The sequence below is a fragment of the Salinibacillus aidingensis genome (assembly GCF_055393355.1).
Genome location: NZ_AP043759.1, coordinates 509,980 through 530,018, shown reverse-complemented (window position 1 = coordinate 530,018; position 20,039 = coordinate 509,980). Strand labels below are relative to the sequence as shown.

General features: G+C 43.2%; 19 protein-coding genes, 1 rRNA gene and 1 other annotated feature (1 of these 21 running past the window's edge). Of the genes, 5 read left to right on the top strand and 15 right to left on the bottom strand.

Going from position 1 to position 20,039, the window contains the following annotated elements:
- Positions 1–145 precede the first annotated feature (145 nt).
- Positions 146–1,709: ribosomal RNA gene (locus tag ACZ5OK_RS02935) — 16S ribosomal RNA — on the bottom strand.
- A gap of 684 nt (positions 1,710–2,393) precedes the next feature.
- Positions 2,394–3,254 (bottom strand): nucleotidyltransferase-like protein, encoded by an 861-nt coding sequence (locus tag ACZ5OK_RS02930; protein WP_343842187.1) that lies wholly within the window; start codon positions 3,252–3,254, stop codon positions 2,394–2,396.
- 126 nt (positions 3,255–3,380) lie between these two features.
- On the opposite strand from ACZ5OK_RS02930, the gene ACZ5OK_RS02925 reads away from it, so the two are divergent.
- A complete protein-coding gene (locus tag ACZ5OK_RS02925; protein WP_343842184.1) occupies positions 3,381–3,764 on the top strand; it encodes a YgzB family protein in 384 nt (127 codons plus the stop codon).
- 197 nt (positions 3,765–3,961) lie between these two features.
- Here the strand turns inward: ACZ5OK_RS02925 and perR are convergent, their stop codons facing one another.
- From perR to ACZ5OK_RS02910, 3 genes are all read right to left on the bottom strand, one after another.
- Entirely contained in the window at positions 3,962–4,408 is a 447-nt protein-coding gene (gene perR / locus ACZ5OK_RS02920; RefSeq protein WP_044163788.1) for a peroxide-responsive transcriptional repressor PerR, read from the bottom strand.
- Positions 4,409–4,704: 296 nt separating this feature from the next.
- Positions 4,705–5,259 (bottom strand): cob(I)yrinic acid a,c-diamide adenosyltransferase, encoded by a 555-nt coding sequence (locus ACZ5OK_RS02915; RefSeq protein ID WP_343842180.1) that lies wholly within the window; start codon positions 5,257–5,259, stop codon positions 4,705–4,707.
- Positions 5,260–5,261: 2 nt separating this feature from the next.
- Positions 5,262–6,212 (bottom strand): D-2-hydroxyacid dehydrogenase, encoded by a 951-nt coding sequence (locus ACZ5OK_RS02910; protein WP_343842221.1) that lies wholly within the window; start codon positions 6,210–6,212, stop codon positions 5,262–5,264.
- A gap of 215 nt (positions 6,213–6,427) precedes the next feature.
- Between ACZ5OK_RS02910 and ACZ5OK_RS02905 the strand changes: the two genes are divergently transcribed.
- Together ACZ5OK_RS02905 and ACZ5OK_RS02900 are read left to right on the top strand one after the other, a co-directional pair.
- Positions 6,428–7,063, top strand: a complete 636-nt coding sequence (locus tag ACZ5OK_RS02905) for an ArsR/SmtB family transcription factor (protein WP_343842178.1) — start codon at positions 6,428–6,430, stop codon at positions 7,061–7,063.
- 81 nt (positions 7,064–7,144) lie between these two features.
- Positions 7,145–8,431, top strand: a complete 1,287-nt coding sequence (locus ACZ5OK_RS02900; protein WP_343842175.1) for an MFS transporter — start codon at positions 7,145–7,147, stop codon at positions 8,429–8,431.
- Between the two features lie 19 nt (positions 8,432–8,450).
- On the opposite strand, the gene ACZ5OK_RS02895 is transcribed toward ACZ5OK_RS02900, so the two are convergent.
- Positions 8,451–8,945 carry a hypothetical protein gene (locus ACZ5OK_RS02895; protein ID WP_464758385.1) on the bottom strand — a complete coding sequence of 165 codons (495 nt, stop codon included), beginning with the start codon at positions 8,943–8,945 and terminating at the stop codon, positions 8,451–8,453.
- A 187-nt stretch (positions 8,946–9,132) separates the two neighbouring features.
- On the opposite strand from ACZ5OK_RS02895, the gene ACZ5OK_RS02890 reads away from it, so the two are divergent.
- Positions 9,133–10,098 (top strand): AEC family transporter, encoded by a 966-nt coding sequence (locus ACZ5OK_RS02890; protein WP_343842169.1) that lies wholly within the window; start codon positions 9,133–9,135, stop codon positions 10,096–10,098.
- A 71-nt stretch (positions 10,099–10,169) separates the two neighbouring features.
- Here the strand turns inward: ACZ5OK_RS02890 and bcp are convergent, their stop codons facing one another.
- Positions 10,170–10,637, bottom strand: a complete 468-nt coding sequence (bcp, locus tag ACZ5OK_RS02885; protein WP_343842167.1) for a thioredoxin-dependent thiol peroxidase — start codon at positions 10,635–10,637, stop codon at positions 10,170–10,172.
- A gap of 61 nt (positions 10,638–10,698) precedes the next feature.
- Entirely contained in the window at positions 10,699–11,100 is a 402-nt protein-coding gene (locus ACZ5OK_RS02880; RefSeq protein WP_343842164.1) for an ion channel, read from the bottom strand.
- A gap of 303 nt (positions 11,101–11,403) precedes the next feature.
- Here ACZ5OK_RS02880 and ACZ5OK_RS02875 point away from each other — a divergent pair, with 303 nt between their 5' ends.
- On the top strand, positions 11,404–13,245 hold the full coding sequence (locus tag ACZ5OK_RS02875) for a monovalent cation:proton antiporter family protein (RefSeq protein ID WP_343842161.1): 1,842 nt from the start codon (positions 11,404–11,406) through the stop codon (positions 13,243–13,245).
- Positions 13,246–13,286: 41 nt separating this feature from the next.
- Here the strand turns inward: ACZ5OK_RS02875 and trpA are convergent, their stop codons facing one another.
- Genes trpA through trpE form a run of 7 tightly spaced genes read right to left on the bottom strand, consistent with a single transcriptional unit; the run spans position 13,287 to position 19,726 of the window.
- Entirely contained in the window at positions 13,287–14,075 is a 789-nt protein-coding gene (gene trpA / locus ACZ5OK_RS02870) for a tryptophan synthase subunit alpha (protein ID WP_343842158.1), read from the bottom strand.
- Complete coding sequence (gene trpB, locus ACZ5OK_RS02865; protein WP_343842155.1) at positions 14,068–15,273, bottom strand: tryptophan synthase subunit beta; 1,206 nt, start codon at positions 15,271–15,273, stop codon at positions 14,068–14,070. The genes trpA and trpB overlap by 8 nt, the downstream gene beginning before the upstream one ends.
- The gene (locus ACZ5OK_RS02860; RefSeq protein WP_343842152.1) at positions 15,270–15,884 is read right to left on the bottom strand and encodes a phosphoribosylanthranilate isomerase; all 615 of its coding nucleotides are present in this window, start codon (positions 15,882–15,884) and stop codon (positions 15,270–15,272) included. The genes trpB and ACZ5OK_RS02860 overlap by 4 nt, the downstream gene beginning before the upstream one ends.
- A complete protein-coding gene (trpC, locus tag ACZ5OK_RS02855) occupies positions 15,881–16,669 on the bottom strand; it encodes an indole-3-glycerol phosphate synthase TrpC (protein ID WP_343842149.1) in 789 nt (262 codons plus the stop codon). Before trpC ends, ACZ5OK_RS02860 begins: the two co-directional genes overlap by 4 nt.
- The gene (gene trpD / locus ACZ5OK_RS02850) at positions 16,666–17,697 is read right to left on the bottom strand and encodes an anthranilate phosphoribosyltransferase (protein WP_343842146.1); all 1,032 of its coding nucleotides are present in this window, start codon (positions 17,695–17,697) and stop codon (positions 16,666–16,668) included. Before trpD ends, trpC begins: the two co-directional genes overlap by 4 nt.
- 29 nt (positions 17,698–17,726) lie before the next feature.
- Positions 17,727–18,308 carry an anthranilate synthase component II gene (locus ACZ5OK_RS02845; RefSeq protein WP_343842143.1) on the bottom strand — a complete coding sequence of 194 codons (582 nt, stop codon included), beginning with the start codon at positions 18,306–18,308 and terminating at the stop codon, positions 17,727–17,729.
- Positions 18,305–19,726: an anthranilate synthase component I gene (gene trpE / locus ACZ5OK_RS02840; RefSeq protein WP_343842141.1), complete on the bottom strand. Its 1,422-nt coding sequence runs from the start codon at positions 19,724–19,726 to the stop codon at positions 18,305–18,307. The genes ACZ5OK_RS02845 and trpE overlap by 4 nt, the downstream gene beginning before the upstream one ends.
- A 92-nt stretch (positions 19,727–19,818) precedes the next feature.
- Positions 19,819–20,039 (bottom strand) — a binding site (T-box leader); it runs 39 nt beyond the window's last position.

Below are 20,039 nucleotides of genomic sequence, written 5' to 3'. Positions count from 1 at the left end.
GGACAATATTGTCCGTTGTCTGCTCTTGATTGCTTTCTTATCTAGTTTTCAAGGTGCTATTTAAAGAATCCTTCGATCCTTCAAAACTAAACAAAACAACCGAGTACGCTCTTTTTTGGTCACGAAGTGACCTTATCTTCCTTAGAAAGGAGGTGATCCAGCCGCACCTTCCGATACGGCTACCTTGTTACGACTTCACCCCAATCATTGGCCCCACCTTAGGCGGCTGGCTCCAAAAGGTTACCCCACCGACTTCGGGTGTTGCCAACTCTCGTGGTGTGACGGGCGGTGTGTACAAGGCCCGGGAACGTATTCACCGCGGCATGCTGATCCGCGATTACTAGCGATTCCGGCTTCATACAGGCGAGTTGCAGCCTGCAATCCGAACTGAGAATGGTTTTATGGGATTAGCTTCACCTCGCGGCTTCGCTGCCCTTTGTACCATCCATTGTAGCACGTGTGTAGCCCAGGTCATAAGGGGCATGATGATTTGACGTCATCCCCACCTTCCTCCGGTTTGTCACCGGCAGTCACCCTAGAGTGCCCAACTAAATGCTGGCAACTAAGGTCAAGGGTTGCGCTCGTTGCGGGACTTAACCCAACATCTCACGACACGAGCTGACGACAACCATGCACCACCTGTCACTCTGTCCCCGAAGGGAACCCTCTATCTCTAGAGGTAGCAGAGGATGTCAAGACCTGGTAAGGTTCTTCGCGTTGCTTCGAATTAAACCACATGCTCCACCGCTTGTGCGGGCCCCCGTCAATTCCTTTGAGTTTCAGCCTTGCGGCCGTACTCCCCAGGCGGAGTGCTTAATGCGTTAACTTCAGCACTAAGGGGCGGAAACCCCCTAACACCTAGCACTCAACGTTTACGGCGTGGACTACCAGGGTATCTAATCCTGTTCGCTCCCCACGCTTTCGCGCCTCAGCGTCAGTTACAGGCCAGAGAGTCGCCTTCGCCACTGGTGTTCCTCCACATATCTACGCATTTCACCGCTACACGTGGAATTCCACTCTCCTCTCCTGCACTCAAGCCTCCCAGTTTCCAATGACCCTCCACGGTTAAGCCGTGGGCTTTCACATCAGACTTAAGAAACCGCCTGCGCGCGCTTTACGCCCAATAATTCCGGACAACGCTTGCCACCTACGTATTACCGCGGCTGCTGGCACGTAGTTAGCCGTGGCTTTCTGGTCAGGTACCGTCAAGGTACAAACAGTTCCTCTTGTACTTGTTCTTCCCTGACAACAGAGCTTTACGATCCGAAGACCTTCATCACTCACGCGGCGTTGCTCCGTCAGACTTTCGTCCATTGCGGAAGATTCCCTACTGCTGCCTCCCGTAGGAGTCTGGGCCGTGTCTCAGTCCCAGTGTGGCCGATCACCCTCTCAGGTCGGCTACGCATCGTTGCCTTGGTGAGCTCTTACCTCACCAACTAGCTAATGCGCCGCGGGCCCATCTGTAAGTGACAGCATAAAAGCCGTCTTTCAACTTCCGACCATGCGGTCGGAGGTGTTATCCGGTATTAGCCCCGGTTTCCCGGAGTTATCCCGATCTTACAGGTAGGTTGCCCACGTGTTACTCACCCGTCCGCCGCTCGTTCCACAAGTTTCATCCCGAAGGAATCAACTTGTTTCACGCGCTCGACTTGCATGTATTAGGCACGCCGCCAGCGTTCGTCCTGAGCCAGGATCAAACTCTCCAATAAATGTTGTCATCGCACATAAAGTGCTCAACTATTACTGAGAAACAAGTTTTCCTGTCACTCATAAATCAATGCTATTTAAATAGCGAATTGACGTACTGGTTGTTTTGTTCAGTTTTCAAGGTTCGAAGTCCGTCGCCTTAAAGCGACTTACTTATTATATCAAGTCACCAACTGAATGTCAATAACTTTTTATTTGTTATGTGCGCTGTTCAAAGCGACAATTAATAATATAACATGGTGATTAATCAATTTCAACAATGAATTTATTTAGTAAATGTTGAAATGTTCTGTTGCCTGTGAGCAACGATATATAATGTAACATGAACAGCTACATCATTTCAAGAACAAATTATTGGCAAATCATTCACGTTTTTTATTGTCGCCTCAAGCGACGAATAATAATATACCATGGCACGAAAACATGGTCAATATGTTTTCGTGATTTTTTCGTTGAAATTTCATTCTAATTTAGATTACCTCCATCACTCCCCCTTTATCTGTAACAAGAATAACAAATAGATGGAAGTAATCATCTTGTGGCAGTCATATCATTTATATGTTCTGCTTTTTTTCAGTATAGGCAACGGTATTTAAAAAAACATTCTATTAATGGTATTTCCCGCAACAGTTATAATCTATGCATTTGTGTAGAAAAAGTGACTCCCTTTTAAAAGTCATTTACATTTATACTCGGTATTTACGATGGTAGATATTTTTCCCCTTGGTTTCTGTTTTGACAACCTGCACAATATCTCTTTCCACCAGGTAAGCCAGCAAGGCACTTAAATCCAGAGCATACGGTTTTACATCAGGATGATTTTTCAGCTCTCCTATGGACCAGGTATCCTGAGTAACCATGACATCCAATAAGTACTTGGAACAATTTTTCGCTCTGGAGTTAATCATAAACTCACTTGCCAGCAGCATAAGCTCCACCCGTTTTTCCATCGGTTCATTACTTTCTATTAACTCCTCATACAGTTTATAGATTTCCGGTTCAATCTGCTTCACCTGTTTCCAGACAGTTACCTCAGGATGAAGTCCCTTTTCAATGACAGCCAATCTCGCTAAATAATGAAGGGATCGAACCATTTGACTGAATGAATCAAGGTATTGCTTTGTTTCATATAAAGAGCGGCATTCACGATAAGAGCGGATTAACTTTGCAAACTCAATCACTTTTCTAAGATTGCGCTTTTCATCAGGAAATTCACGGAGGATTTCCTTTAAATTAGCGATATACTCATTTCGGTCATAGACAATTTTTCCAGCTAAGAGCCATTCAAGAACCTTTCGATAACCACTTGTGTCAATCCAGTCCTGTAACTGGTTTTCTTCTACAATATGCATCGCAGCGCGCCGATCCTCAAATTCATAATGTTTGACGAACCAGGATGTTTCCGATTCCCGCACTACAATAAGTAATATGATATCAAAATTATCGGTTATTGGACTGACCGGTTTTTCCTTCTCAACCATAACAATTCCCAATGTATTCGGCTGACTTGCCCTTTCCTGATATATAGGTCTCAAAAAATCTTCCATAGACGAACTCCTCCAAAATAAATGTACATAAAATATTTCGATAAAATAAAGGAAAATCCTTTTTTCAATTTCATGACTTCACGTATAATTATGCTATAGTGGAATGTGAGAAAAGGAGGAAGCTTAATGGCAGAACTTAAATATAAAAGTAAAATTAATAAAATCCGCGGATTCGCCCTTGGATTAATTTTTGCCGGAATGATTTTAATGTACATAGGTCTTTATTTTAAGGAGACCGAGTGGGTTATGGTTACCTTTATGATCCTGGGTGTCATCGGCATTGTTTTAAGTACAGTTGTTTACTTCTGGATAGGCATGCTGTCAACAAGAGCCGTCCCTGTTACCTGTCCATCCTGTGAGAAACAGACGAAAATGCTCGGGCGGGTTGATGCCTGTATGTTCTGTAAGCAGCCTTTAACATTGGACAAGAATCTTGAAGGAAAAGAATTTGATGAGCGCTACAACTCAAAAAAATACCAAAAGGAAGTCACACATAGCGAAGGCGAATGATGGGTCATAAGGAAATGCGCTGAAACTGAAGGAAAAACTTAATGATGAACACAGAAGCCATTCCGTACTGAGGAATGGCTTTATTTTGTGGATAAAGAGCAGAATTCTTTCATATATGTAAAGAAGGCGGTTTTCTTACGGTAATTCTTAAATAAAAAAAGCCGGAACCTCTGCTCAGGCCCAGCTTATTGAACACCTTAGTTACTGGCTTTGGCGACATGCTTACATTCATCGCAGGTTCCGTACACTTCCATCCGATGATGACTAATATCAAAACCCGTAATTTGTTCAGCAATGGATTCTACTTCATCTAAACGCGGATAATGAAAATCCACAATTTTTCCACACTGGTCACAAATAATGTGATAGTGATCTGAGGTGTTACAATCAAAACGACTCGAGGAATCCCCGTACGTCAGCTCACGGACCAGACCGATTTCACGGAACACACGCAGGTTGTTATAAACCGTAGCCACGCTCATATTCGGAAATTTACTTTCCAGTGCCTTATAAATGTCATCAGCTGTCGGATGTATCTCCGCTTGAATCAGGAATTCCAACACTGCATGACGTTGTGGGGTAATCCGAACGCCAGAATCTCTTAAAATATCCAGTGCCTCTTGGAGTTGATCTGACACCGTCATGCACCTCGCTTTCAACCTTAAATTTAATAGAGCCGTTATCTTTAAACATTTTATAAAGTGAAATTTCCATCAGTGGGGTTTTTCTCCATCCCCCACTGATGGTTAGTTGAACTTATCAGGTATTTACTGGCCGTTTATCCCCCATTTACTCTTGTTAGGTTACCCTCAAAACTTGAAGTGGAGGTATTATGGCCAGTTAATACGTGATAAATCGATTTATTATTACCTTATAATTCTTATAATTAGTGTACAGCCTGAAATTCAGGTTTGTCAATAAATCCGGCCCGAACAATCCATCATACGTCGGTTTTTAATGGGATTTCGGTTCCTCCGCACTTCTCATTTACATATCGGGCTGCCACAAACAGAAAATCAGATAGACGATTTAAGTAGGATATAGCCAGTCTGTGCTGATCTGAATCAATGGCTACTGCCTTTCGTTCTGCTCTTCTGGTTACAGTTCTTGCTACATGTAAGGTCGCTGATGCCTGGTGTCCGGACGGCAGAATGAAATTTTTAAGAGGCGCTAAATGCTGATCGAGTATATCGATTTCCTTTTCCAATTCATCTATATGCTCCTGCTTTAATTTCCAGGTTACTTCTTTCCCTTCCGGAGTCGCCAATTCAGCGCCTACATGAAACAGAATCGTTTGCACCCGCTGCATGAAGGACATAAATTCCTCCTGTCCTTCCCAGTTTTCCCCGTTCAAATAGCTTAATGCAAGACCAATCATGGAATTGGCTTCATCACAAGTACCATAGGCCTCCACCCGGGCGTGATTTTTTTCGACTCTTTTACCATATATGAGTGATGTGGTTCCTTTATCCCCAGATCTTGTATAAATTCTCAATGTTAATACCCCCGTTCAGGATCAATGACGTTTATATAGTCGTTTTGATCATTTAAGTATTTTTCAAGGTTTGCTTCAAAAATTTCAAAGGATCTTGGCTGATAATACCGGGAAAGCCCTGAAATGTGCGGTGTAATCGTTACATTTTCCATATACCAAAATGGATGATTCTCCGGCAGCGGTTCCTGCTCAAACACATCCAGTACGGCGTGACGAAGCTCATTCTGATTTAATGCCTCCACTAAATCATCTTCTTTAACCGCATCCCCGCGCCCCATATTTAAAAAAATCGCTTCCTTTTTCATCGCCTGAAAGTGAGGGGTCTGATAAATATGCTTCGTTCCTTCTGTGCTTGGAAGAACGGAAACAATGTAGTCAGCTGCAGACACCTTATCCAGGAGCTGATCCATAGTTCCGGTTTCATCAAAATACTCTGATGACCGGCCGCTTTTGGACAGGCCAATGGTTTTCATTCGAAAGGCTTTTGCCAGGCGTGCTACCTCCTGGCCGATCGCTCCTGTTCCAGCCACAAGCATGGTCTTCCCATACATTTCTGTCATATGTACCGTACGATCCCATTGATGTTTCTGTTCATTCTCATACAGAACCTTCGCCTGCCTTGAGACCTGCAGAAGCATGGAAAAAGCATATTCAGACATCGGAATACCATGAATCCCTTTGACATTGGTTACGAGAATAGACTTTTCTTTAATGGCATTAAACGGCATTTTATCAACGCCGGCGGATATAACCATAATCCATTTCAAATTTTTCGCCTTATAAATATGGTCATCGGTTAAGTCCTCACCATATGTAATTAAAATTTCTGCCTGGGGCAAATAGCTCTCTGCTTCTTTTATATCATCACAAAACCGAAATGTAAGAGATGGGTATGAATGCAATAACCTGTCTTGTATGCTGCGTTTTATCCGACATGTTGTCAGGATCTCCATCACGTTTTCCCCTCCTTATACTGTCTATTTTCTTCTATATATAAGCATACCCGATTTTAACTTGTATTGCATTCCCTCTACTATATATAAACGAAAAATGACCAAATTATTAAATTTTTTAATTAAAGGGCCTTGTTTTTTAAGCCATTCAAGTCTATAATTCAGTTAAGTTAATTTTACCGAGTAAAAAAATAATACGATCAAGGTGATGACCCATGGAGCAATTTAAAATCATCAACGAATACGAACAACTGAAAATCTTAGGAGATCCGTTTCGCTCGAAATTAATTATGCGTCTTATTGAAAAGCCCTACACCGGACAGCAGTTATCTGAGATCTTTGATTTGAGCCGGGCAAGAGTCCACTACCATTTGCGGGAATTGGAGAAAAACGGTTTTATTAAAATCATTAAAAAAGAAGAAAAGAACGGCATCATCCAGAAGTTTTACCAATCTGTTGCTAAAGGATTTGTATTAAGCAATGAGCTCCTCCCTCATTCCAAGGAAATCAGTGATGCTACCCGCCAGATTATGTTTGAAACGCTGGATCGTACGAAAACACGAATCTTAGCTGCGCCGGATGATGCCTTTAAGAATGAGACGGGGGAAACCAATCCTGCCAATTGGAAGTTTATGTCCACTCAATGGGAATTAAAAACAACCGAGGAGAAGTTTAAAAAGTGGGCTAAAAAGTATCGGGAAATCATGTATGAATTAGATGAAATGTCTAAGGAAGATGAAAATAATCCTGACGCCAAGCCCTATTACTTTTTGAGCATGGCCTTTCAGCTGGAGGAAGGATTTTTCAAACAATCGGGCCACCAGCAGGAACAGGATGAGGATGAAAAATAGGCCTGTTATGGCAGGTCTTCTTTTTCACCCATACGGTAAAATTATTTTTACTGAATAAATATATTTTAAGGAGTGAGAGCTATGATGTCGGTTTTACAGAATAAAAATTTTTTCAAGCTGTTCAGCGGACGAATGGCAACCAATGCCGGTGATAGTATTTATTATGTGGCAGCGATGTGGCTTGTATATGAATTAGGAGGATCTGCTTTTTATACTGGGCTTGCTGGATTTCTGACACTCATCCCACAGGTACTGCAGTTTTTGACCGGTCCTGTTATTGATCGAATCTCCATTCGGAAAGTGCTGACATTTTCACAGGGACTGCAGGCCTTTATGATTCTTTCCATTCCCATTGCCCATAGCCTTGGGGTTTTAAATGTAACGATTGTATTAATCGTTATGCCTGTCATTTCCTTATTAAATCAAATCGCTTATCCAGCCACCTCAGCATTAATTCCTGTGATTCTGCCAAAAGAACAGCTGACAAAGGGAAATTCTCTAATGTCCTTTGCTTATCAGGGGGTTGATATGGTTTTTAACGCTGTCACAGGCCTGCTGATTACCTTTTTTGGTGCGATCACCCTCTTTTGGACGGATTCTGTTATCTTTTTCATAGCGGCGCTTCTCTATTGGAGGATGACAATCGGGAAGGAGGCAACCGAAGCGAAGGAACCGGCAAAAGAGTTCTCGCTCAAACGCGAAACCCGTCAATATATGAAAGATTTAAAAGCAGGATTTCAGCTGGTTCTGGGTTCAGCCATTGTAAAATTATTCGGGGAAAATATTGTAGCCAATTTTGCACTGGGAGCAATGATGGCCATCCTTCCAGCCTATGCTGATTTTCGTGGAGGTTCCGAAGTATACGGAGCTCTGTTAGCAGCATTTTCCGCGGGAGTTCTTATCGGGTCGCTATGTGCCCCTTTATTTGAAAAAATACCCGTCGGAAAAATTACGATGATCAGCTTTCTCATTGGAGCAGGATTCTGGATCAGCTCGGTTTTCATGCCGATAAATTGGATAAGTATTGTCCTCTTTGGTATATGTTCCATTCCTATAGGGTTAACGAACGTCCTGTTTTATACCATTTTACAGGGCTGTGTTCCCCGAAAGTTTCTGGCACGTGTGTTTTCCGTTATCGCCAGCATCAGCACGTCCGCAATGCCCCTTGGTTCATTAGCAGGCGGTGCACTGGGAAGTATTTTCCCGAGCTCAGTGGTATTTTTAGGAGCTGGATTCAGTTTTCTTTTTATCTCCCTGTATATTGCAATGGTTCCTGTGCTGAGAAACCTGCCGTCGGTTAAAAAAGCCACGATAGAGGATTTTAAATTTAATCAGGAGATTCTTAATGGGGAAACGGTCTCTTCATAGAGGAGGCCGTATCGTATCACTAAGATTCTGATTGTTTCCCCTGTCCTTTTAACGAATAATTTTTATCAAACAAATACTGAAGTCCATATAGTATAAAGGCCTTATAAAAATAGTAGAAGAAAAATTGAACATGATTGATTCGTTCTAATTTGTAATACCTTAATCTCTTCGCAAAGGATGCTATCGGGAATGCAAAGATAAAATTAAAAAGGGCATTAAGAGATACAAACCATTTTAAGTTGCCATACGTCCATTTTAACACCCAGATTGAGCAAGCCAGAAATGGTCCTGCATAAAAAGGATATTCCCCGAACAAATCTGATTTCGGTTTGTTATAAAAGCGCCACCAGCCTAGTTTTTTACCATACATCCCATTGATCGTTTCAAAAAGTACAATAAGGATGGTTGCAGGAAGAAATCTTTTCAGTTGACGCTTTTCCATAAAGAGAAGCGTCATCCATGCAACGATTATCATGGCTGCATTTACAATCCGCTGCACTTTTACAGTCATCATTATTCATCCTCTACTAAAAACTTTTTTCTCTCATTAAATTTCCCCTTCCTTCTTATATATATGTAAATGTATTTTAACAATCAGGCTATAACTATTGACGTATGAAATAATGAAAACACTAGAAAATTCTGATAATATAAAACCATTGCGTATCTATCCGAACATCGATAGAAAGTGAGGTTATACTGTGAATATTATCATTAATGCAGTGATTCCGATTTTTGCTATTATCTTTTGCGGTTATCTTGCCGGTCGTTTTCGCTTAGTGTCTGTTTCAGGGGCTCAGGCCTTAAATGATTTTGTCTATTATTTTGCCTTACCCGCCCTTTTATTTTATTCTCTATCAACCACTCCCATTGAGCAGATCACCAATTGGCCGTTTATTAGTCTGAACGTCATGGTAGCGATTATTTGCTTTTTTACGGCAGCGATTTTGGCCCGGGTGTTTTTTCAGCGAAAGCTTCCCGATATATCCATATACGGAATGGCAGCATCTTACGGCAATACCGGCTTCATGGGGATCCCATTTGTAGTAGCTGCTTTTGGTCAGGAAGCAGCTGTGCCGGCCGCAATCGCAACATTTACATTCGATATCATCATTATTACCTTTGTCGTTATGTCCTTTGAAATCAGTGCTTCGATGAGAAATAGAAAGAATTCGTATATATCCTTGCCCTTTAACATTGCTAAGGCAGTTTTCCAAAATCCAATTAACGCATCCTTGTTATTAGGGATTGCTGCCTCTCTTCTACAGCTCCCGATTCCGGCTTTCATCCATGTATTCACAGATACGTTAGGGGCTGCAGCAGGGCCAACCGCACTATTTGCATTAGGTTTAGGGTTATTAAGTGAGAGGCAGGATGTCAAAGTGGAGCCGTCCACCAAAAAGGAAATGGGCGTTCTTATAGGTCTAAAATTACTATATATGCCACTCGTAATGGGTATCCTCGTTCTGTTTGTTTTCTCCATTGAAAATGAACTCTGGGCTACAGTAGCAATTCTTTTATCCGCCTTACCGATTGGAGCCCTGTTGAATGTTTTTGCGGATAAATACCGGGTCATGTCAGATTGGGCACCGATTATGATTCTTCTTTCTACCTTAATTTCTATACTTACGTTGTCAGGGGTACTCATTGTTATGGAAAATGTATAGCCCACCATGAAATATGGAATTCCGAATAAATCCAAATGAAAGGGCTGGTCCCTTTAAGACCAGCCCTTTTCTTACATTTCTTCTCTAATAAACTTCAGTGCTTCTTCCACATGGCCATCTACTTTAACTTTTCGCCATTCCTTCGCCAGATTCCCTTCTTTATCAATGACGAAGGTTGAGCGTTCAATACCCATGGATTCTTTTCCGAATGCTTTTTTCAATTTCCAAACCCCGTACTCTTCAGCAACTTTATGGTCTTCATCCGCAAGTAGCTGGAATGGGAGATCATGCTTGTCAATAAACTTTTCGTGACGGTCAACCGGATCAGGACTGATACCGAGGATCACTGCGTCCAACTCGGCAAAGCTTTCATGGTGATCACGGAAATCACACGCTTCCGTCGTACACCCGGGTGTCATGTCTTTTGGATAAAAATAAAGAACGACATTTTTTCCTCGATAGTCTGAGAGCTTTACTGTTTCCCCATTACTTGACGGCAATGCAAAATCTGGTGCTTTTTCGCCTGTATGTACAGTCATGGAAATTCCCTCCTTTTTGATTAAGGGTAACGAAAATAACGGGCGAATTCAACTTACAGGCTTATTTACGATAATCCTGAAGAACCTGGACAAAAAATGCAGCCGGCAGAACATAGCCAATCATAGATTCAAAGAGGGCTATAAACTTCCCTATCCCAATAGGGGTAATATCTCCGTATCCAATCGTCATTAACGTAACCCCACTGAAGTAGATGGCATGTCCCAGACGATCCCATTGAGAGGTCCCTCTTAAATGTCCTTCATCCAATAAAGGGATTCCCTGCTGTGACAATAAAAAATAAAAGATTCCAAACCCTGTCATGACGGTTAAATAAATCGTCACAAGGATATAAAACTGATCAAAGGAGAATCTACCCCTGATTTCATCCTTCCGTTTAAAGAAAGTATAGATGCTCGTGAACATAATATAAAAGATTAAAAATGTCGACAACCAAAATACCATAGGCATCACCTAATAAAATTTATGCATGCATATTGGGAAACATACAGCATATTTTATATCCATCTGACCCTGTTTTTTTATTGTCAGGTGGAATCCCATCTTCAGCCGCACATAATTTCGTAAAAGAAACAAAATCTAAGAGGGAAACCTACATAAAATGCCTTTAGCGCTTTAAAGGATGTGGGGACAGTCCCGGCATCCTTTTTGCTTTATTTTTCATTCGTTATATTGTATATTTAACCTTTGAAATCATAGGGAGGCTGTGCTTAACACCCTAAATTCCAATATAGAAAGGAAGGTCGTATGGAAGGACACACTTCAGTTACATCATTAATTATTGTATTAATTGCTGCATTTATAACGCCTATAATCCTGAAAAGGTTAAAATTAAATATAATCCCGGTAGTTGTTGCCGAAATTATTGTTGGTTTAATTATCGGGAAAAGTGGTTTCGACATTGTTGAACCTGACCCCTGGATTACGATTTTATCCACGTTAGGCTTTATTTTCCTAATGTTTTTAAGTGGTGTCGAAATCGACTTTTCTGTTTTTAAATCCAATAATAAGAAGAAACAGATGAACGGACAAAAACAGCCGAATTCATTTTTTGTAGCTTCTATCGTTTTCGGACTCATTTTACTGGTTTCCTACCTTATCTCTTTTGGACTGGAACTGGCAGGATTAGTGGATAATGTATTCTTTATGACACTGGTGATTTCGACCATATCTCTCGGTGTCGTTGTCCCCACTCTGAAAGAAGCCGAAATCATGAAAACCGGCATTGGCCAGATCATCCTTATCGTAGCCGTACTCGCTGACTTAGTAACGATGATTCTGTTAGCAGTATTTGTTTCCTTCCACGAAGAAGGAGGAAATACGTGGCTGCTCCTCTTATTATTTGCTGCGGGTGTACTGCTTTACTTTGGCGGAAAGTTCTTCAGAAATCGTCCATTCTTTGAATCATTATCAACTGGAACTGTCCAGATTGAGACAAGGGCCATTTTCGCATTACTAATGGTGCTGGTCGGTTTATCTGAATCACTTGGCGCAGAAAATATTTTAGGAGCGTTCCTGGCAGGTGTGCTGGTCTCCTTACTTTCTCCAAAGAAGGAAATCGTTGAGCAGCTGGATTCCTTTGGATATGGATTCCTCATTCCGATTTTCTTTGTAATGGTTGGGGTTGACCTTGATATATGGGCCTTATTCCAGGATAAAACTGTCATATTACTCATTCCGCTATTGTTAATCGGGTTATTAGCGTCCAAATTACTGCCGGCTTTAGTCCTGAAACGCTGGTATGACTGGAAAACGGTTCTTGGTTCCGGCTTTATTTTAACGTCAACTTTATCCCTGGTTGTAGCGGCAGCTGAAATCGGTCAGCGTATTGGTGTGATTAACAATACGATGGCATCTGCGCTAATTCTGCTTGCAGTCATTGCCTGCATCATTACACCGATCTTGTTTAAAAAGGTCTTTCCATTCAAAGAGGTCAAAAGTACCAGAAAAACGGTCAAAGTTGTTGGAGCCAATCAACTGACACTGCCATTAACGAATGAATTGGACAAAAATGAATTTGAAGTATGCCTGTTCCATACAAAGAAAAGTGAAAACATAGATTCAGAAGTGGATCGATCCAGATTCAGAGTTATTGGTATAAATGATTTTTCCCTTGAAGAGATGGAAAAGAACGACATTTTCAATACGGACGTTTTAGTTATTTCAACAAATAATGATGAGCGAAACTATGAAATAGCCAAGCACGCTCAGGAGCTGGGAAATGATCATATTGTTACCCGAATTGAATCCCCGGCGCTGAGTAAGCAACTGAAAGAATATAATATAAACGTCTTTTCATCCTTCTTCTCTACTAAAGCAATGATGAAGGCGATGGTCCAATCCCCTCACGTAGCCGATATCTTTACAACGGCAGAGGAAGGACTCATCGAAATCGAAATGCATAACCGGGACTATCATCAGGTGGAATTACGCCGCTTCCCATTCTTGGGTGATGCGATTATTGTACGAATTTATCGTGATAATGAATCCATCATCCCGCATGGGGATACCGAGGTTAAGTTTGGTGACCGCTTAATCGTAACCGGAAGTGACGAAAGCATACAAGAACTCCGGGATATGCTCGGGTAAATATAAAGGATGTGGGGACTGTCCCCACATCCTTTAAAGCATTAAAGGGCCGTTTTTGATTTTCCTGATTCCACCAGCTCTTGAATTTCCTCGTATTTTCCTTCTTCCCATAATGAGATGATTTTACTTCCCACAACGACTCCATCACATTTTCCTCCAATATCCCTGACCTGTTCAGGTGTGGAAATGCCAAAGCCTGCTAATACAGGGGTGTCGCTGTATTTTTTAATTCGATTCAGATAGCTTTCCAAATAATCACTCACATTGGACCTGGCGCCCGTTATGCCATTAACCGTAACTGCATAAACAAATCCCTCGGATGCTTCCACAATTTTTTGCATACGTTCCGCTGGACTAGTAAGGGTCACTAACTGAATGAGGGCAAGATTCTCCTGTTTCAGATAAGGTTTGATCACACCAGCCTGCTCGATCGGTAAATCAGGAATTATCAACCCGCTTACCCCTGCTTCTTTTGCATCCTTACTGAACGTTTCCACACCATATTTATAGACTGGATTTAAATAAGTCATCAAAATGAGAGGAACATGTACCTGATTCCGAATCCCCGATAAATGGTCCAAAATAGCGCGGAGAGAGGTTCCTTCTTTTAATGCCCGTGAACCAGCCTGCTGAATGGTGGGACCATCAGCCACAGGATCCGAAAAGGGAATCCCAATTTCAATAGCCGTAACCCCGGCCTTTTCCAAAAAAGCAATTTTTTCTCCCAGAGAATGTAATCCGCCATCTCCGGCCATAATATAGGGAACAAAGGCCTTATCGCCACGCTTGTGCACCACCTGAAAAGCCTCGTTTAAATCGGTTTTAGTCATGCTCTCCACCTCCTAATGCAGCTTTTACGGTTTCCACATCTTTATCTCCACGTCCGGATAAACAAATGACCAGCGATTCTTCCGGCGTCATATCGGAAGCAAGCTTTTTTGCGCAGGCAATCGCATGGGAGCTTTCCAGCGCGGGAATGATTCCTTCTGTACTGCAGAGCAACTGAAAGCCTTCCAGCGCTTCTTCATCGGTAACAGATGTATACGTGACTCTCTTCTCATCCCTTAGAAAACTGTGTTCAGGACCGACACCCGGATAATCCAGTCCGGCCGAAATCGAATGGGCCTCCTGAATTTGCCCGTTTTCATCCTGGAGCAAATACATCATGGCCCCATGCAGAGAACCAACAGATCCTTTCGTAAGGGTTGCCGCATGCTTATCTGTTTCAAGACCACTGCCGGCTGCTTCTACTCCATACAGCTTCACCTTTTCATCCTCAACAAAGGGATAAAACATCCCCATTGCATTGCTTCCTCCGCCTACACAAGCAACAATCGCCTCTGGAAGACGATTTTCCAGCTCATAAAACTGCTCCTTCGTTTCCTTCCCAATCACACTTTGAAAATCCCGTACCATTTTCGGAAATGGATGAGGCCCCAATACGGACCCGATAATATAGTGGGTATCCTCTACGTTAGTGACCCAGTACCGAAGCGCCTCATTAACCGCATCCTTCAAGGTAGCACTGCCTTGATCCACGCCGACGACTTTTGCACCAAGTAATTCCATCCGAAAAACATTAAGCTTCTGCCTGCGAATGTCTTCCTGTCCCATAAAAATGACACAATCTAAATTTAATAACGCACAGACCGTAGCTGTAGCCACACCATGCTGGCCGGCACCTGTTTCAGCTACAATTTTTTCCTTCCCCATGCGGACCGCTAAAAGCGCCTGGCCAATCGTGTTGTTTATTTTATGGGCACCCGTATGATTGAGATCTTCTCTTTTTAGGTAAATCTTCGGCCCTCTTAGCTCTTTGGTAAGATTTTCCGCAAAATAGAGCGGATTTTTCCGGCCAATATATTGTTCTAAGTAAAAGGTTAGCTGACGATGAAATTCCGGATCCTTCTGCGCTTCATCATAAGCCTCCTCAAGTTCAATCACTGCCTGCATTAATGTTTCCGGGATATATCGTCCGCCGTAAGGACCAAATTGGCCCAGCTGATCAGGCTGCTGATAGGTAGTCATACAAGCTCCTCCTTTTTTGCCTTTTCTATAAACCTCTGAATTTTTTCCGCATCCTTTTCACCGTTCGTCTCGACACCACTGGAGACATCCACCATTGCCGGTTTCACTTCATGAATGGCTTCCTGAATATTATCTGGTCGTAGTCCTCCAGCAAGAATAACCTTTTCTCTGGGGATATCCACATCCTGAAGCAGCTCCCAGTCAAAGGTCATGCCGCTTCCTCCCCGGTACCTGCCCCCTGGACTATCGAATAAATAATAGTCGGTTCGGTAATGTCCAGCCTTTTCGATATCTTCTTTTCCGTTCATGTGAAAGGCTTTAATGACAGGAATCGGGATTTCGCTGCAAAAAGCGGGGGATTCATCGCCATGTAATTGGACAGCATCTATGCCTACTGTGTGAACGGCCTCTAAAACATCACGCAAATTCGGATTGACAAACACACCGACTTTTTTGACATGTGGCGGTATATAGGTGGCTAACTTTTTTGCCTGATCAATGGAAATCCTGCGCTTACTCTCCGCAAACATCAGACCGATAAAATCTGCACCTGCATCCACTGCGCCCTTTACAGCGTGGATATTCTTCACACCACAGATTTTCACCTTCATCCCTGATCACTCCCTAATGGAACGACCAGCTCCTCAAGAGTTTCTTTGATATTATCAGATTTCATTAAAGTCTCTCCTACAAGGATGCCCTTTGCACCGGCTCTTGTTACCCGTTTTGCATCCCCTTTTGATTTAATTCCGCTTTCGCTGATGACCAGCGTCTCCTCAGCCCTTATTTTTTCAGCTAAGGTCTCTGTCACATCAAGACTCACGTCAAAGGTTTTGAGGTTCCGGTTGTTAATCCCTATAATATCCACATCCATATCAAGCGCAATCGTTAACTCATCTTCATTATGCACCTCAAACAGCACCTCTAAATGGTTTCGCCTGGCTTCGTTATATAATGACACAAGCTCATTCTTTGGCAGTGCACTGGCAATGAGTAAAATGACATCCGCCCCATGTGCCTTTGCCCGCCTTATCTGTATTGGATCGATAATAAAATCCTTACACAAAATCGGGACGTCCACCGCTTTTCTAATTTGAGCCAGGTCATCCATGGTCCCTTTAAAAAACGGGGTATCTGTTAAGACCGATATCGCTTTTGCTCCTGCCTCCACATAAGCCTTGGCCTGCTCAACAGGATTGACCTGGTTATCGATATCACCCTTGGATGGGGAAGCCCGTTTCACTTCCCCAATCACACTTAAAAGATCACTGTTCATAAAGGAATCGTATAGCGAATGGACAGTGGTATCTGACGCCGGCTCAACGGCTCCACTGTCTTTTAATTTTTGAACCTCTTTTGCTTTTTCTTTTAAAATATCATCCAGTATAGTTGTCATGCCTCTTTTACTCCCTTCTTACGCTTCTGACTGAATTCAATAAGGTAGTTTAGTTTGGAAAGAGCTGCACCTGACTGAATACTTTCCTCTGCCAGTGCGATACCCTCTTTCAGATCAGCTGCCGTTCCATGGGCTAAGAGCGCAAGACTGCTGTTTAACAGCACTGTTTGATAGGGCGCTCCTTTTTCCCCTTTTAGGACACGAAGTAAAATCTCTGCATTGTCATGAGCATTTCCGCCTTTAATGGCTTCCAGCGGGTACGTGTTTAACCCGAGCTCTTCCGGATGAAAGGTAAACCGCTCGAGCTTTCCATCCGCCAACAGGATGGCATGATTTTCTCCGGCCAGAGAGGCTTCATCCATATATCCTGCTCCATTTAAAACCACTGCACGTTTACGTCCTAAGTGATGAAGCGCCTGGGCCATCATCTCCAGTCCTTCCCGCTGATAGATTCCGAGCAGCTGGGTATCAAGCTCAACAGGATTAATGAGTGGTCCTAACAGATTAAAGACAGTAGGCACTTTCAGATCCTTTCTGACTTTCATAATGCGTTTAATTTTTGGATGAACATGCGGAGCAAATAAGAAGGAGATTCCATTATCCTCCAAAAGCTCATCAACCTCTTCCACGGTAAAATCAAGCGCAACTCCCAGTGCATCGAGGACATCCGCGCTTCCGGTTTTACTGGAGACACTGCGATTTCCATGTTTCGCAACTTTAAGACCTGCTCCTGCCAGGACAAATGCAGAGGTGGTACTGATATTAAAGCTGTGTGAGCCATCCCCGCCGGTCCCGCAGTTATCAATAATGCCCGGGTAGGTTTTTGAAAACGTAAGCGCATGGCGGCGGAGGGCTTCCACGAATCCAGCGATCTCCTCAGAGGTTTCTCCCTTCATTTTCAGCCCCATAAGAAGAGCAGCGATTTCACTGTCTGAAACAGAGTCCTCAAAGAGAAGACCTGCAGCTTCACTCATTTCGGATACACCTAAATTTTCACCGTTGGCTAACGCTTCAAGATAGCTTTTCACTTTCGATTTCCCCTTTCAAAAATGAATTTCTAAACACCTGTTTTTACTTCCCTTAGAAAATTACGAAGCATCTGTTTTCCAGCTTCCGTCCCAATCGATTCAGGATGAAATTGCAGCGCATAAAGTGGGTATTCCGGATGCTGAAAAGCCATAATCTCTTCATCATCCATGGCTGTTGCCATCACCTCAAACGGTTCCGGTAACGTCTGTTTTTCAATGACCAAAGAGTGGTAGCGCATCACTTCGATGGGCACTGTAATCGATTGAAACAGGCCTTTTCCCTCATGCTTAAGAGATGAAGTTTTCCCGTGTTTCATTTGCTGAGCCGGAGTGATTATGGCCCCGAAAGCTGAGCCAATCGCCTGGTGGCCCAGACAGATCCCAAGCATCGGAATTTGCTGATAAAAGGTCTGAATGATTTCGATACAATTTCCTGCATCCTCCGGGTAACCGGGCCCTGGCGAAAGAACGATAGCTTCCGGCTGTAGTTGGTGAATGTCGTCGGTGGTAATCTGGTCATTTCGCCGCACGATGACCTCCTTTTTGTGCTCACCCAAGTACTGATACAGGTTATACGTAAAGGAATCATAGTTATCGATTAACAGAATCATCGCTCCACCTCCAACAGCGCCTTCGCTTTCTGCAGTGTCTCTTCATATTCATTTTTGGGAACAGAGTCCATAACAACACCGGCTCCGGCCTGTACGTACGCCGTTTGATTTTTGATGATCATCGTCCGAATGGCCAGCCCCAGGTCAAGGTCGCCATTTACATTGATGTAGCCAACGGCACCTGAGTATGGGCCGCGTTTGGTCGGTTCCAGGTCATTTAAAATCTGCATGGCCCTGATTTTGGGTGCCCCGGATACCGTTCCGGCTGGCAGGCATGCCGTTAATGCATCCAGACTGCTGACATCCGGTCTTAGCTGCCCCTTGACCTCTGAGACGATGTGCATCACATGCTGGTAGCGCTCAATCTCCATATACCTTGAAACTTCTACAGAACCTATTTCAGATACTCTGCCGATGTCATTGCGTCCGAGATCCACCAGCATTCGGTGCTCTGCCAGCTCTTTCTCATCGGCGAGAAGGTCTTTTTCTAAATTTAAATCTTCTTCTTCGGTCCGGCCCCGTTTTCTCGTGCCGGCAATTGGATTGGTGATGGCCTGCTGATGTTGAACTTTGATCAGGCTTTCCGGTGACGCTCCAAGGATCAGGTAATCTTCAAAATCAATGTAAAACATATAGGGCGATGGATTTTCCGTTCGGAGTTTGCGGTAGAAGGAAAAAGCATCTCCATAAAATTCAGCCTGCAGCCGCTGGGATAAAACAGCCTGAAAAATGTCTCCCTGCCTGATATGCTGCTGAATCCTTTTCACCTTTTCTTCGTATTCCTGTTTCGTTACATTGCTTGTGAAATCACCTGTTTTTATGGATTTTGTCTGAAATTCATTTTGTGAAGGAGTCTTCAGCTGTTCTTCCATTGCGTTAAGTTCCGCTTCCATTCCCTCTTCTTTCTGTGCGCCTGATAAATTCAGGACGACTAAGTAAACCTTCTGCAGCTTGTGATCCATGACTACTGCCTTTTCATAAAACTGAAAATGAATGTCCGGCATCTTCAGGCTGTCAGGTGGAACCTTACCTATTTGTTCAAATTGACGAACGGTATCATAACCTGCGTAGCCAACTGCCCCACCGTGGAAGGGAATCGGCGCATCAGTTTCAATGTCGCCCAGCTGCTCCTGGATCAGGCGCAGGGCTGATTCGTTATATTCCTGTGTAGTGTGAAGCTCCTGATGAAAATGCTGCATCGTGCTTTTTTCACCTGTGCCTTTAATTGATAAATAAGGGTCAGAGCCAATCATGGAAAAACGCCCTGCATCTTCATGCTTAAGGGAGCTTTCCAGTAAAAATTTCTTCGGACCCTTCAGCCGGTGAAATATGGAAATAGGCGTAAGTGTATCACCTTTAATTTCCCTTATCTTTACCTGAATCTTCCGGCCTGAACTGGCCCCTGCCTGTGTACTCATCTCTGCTAACCTCCTCTTCTCAGCTTAAGACTCTGTGCTCAAATGACTTTTGACTATAAAAAAACCTCCAACTGCACATATAACCTGTGCAATTGGAGGACGATTCACCGCGGTGCCACCTCGCATTGGACCTTAAGTGATGTCTTAAGGATCCCGCTCATTTCGGGCACAGGATTGCCTATACCCTATCCGGATAACGGTGAAGGCCGTTCTTCCCTACTTTATTGACGGTTTCCGTTCGGGAAGACTCTCGTAAGTCCATTCAGCAAATCCTATCATACCGGGCTCTCACCGTGCCCCGGTTCTCTGGGAT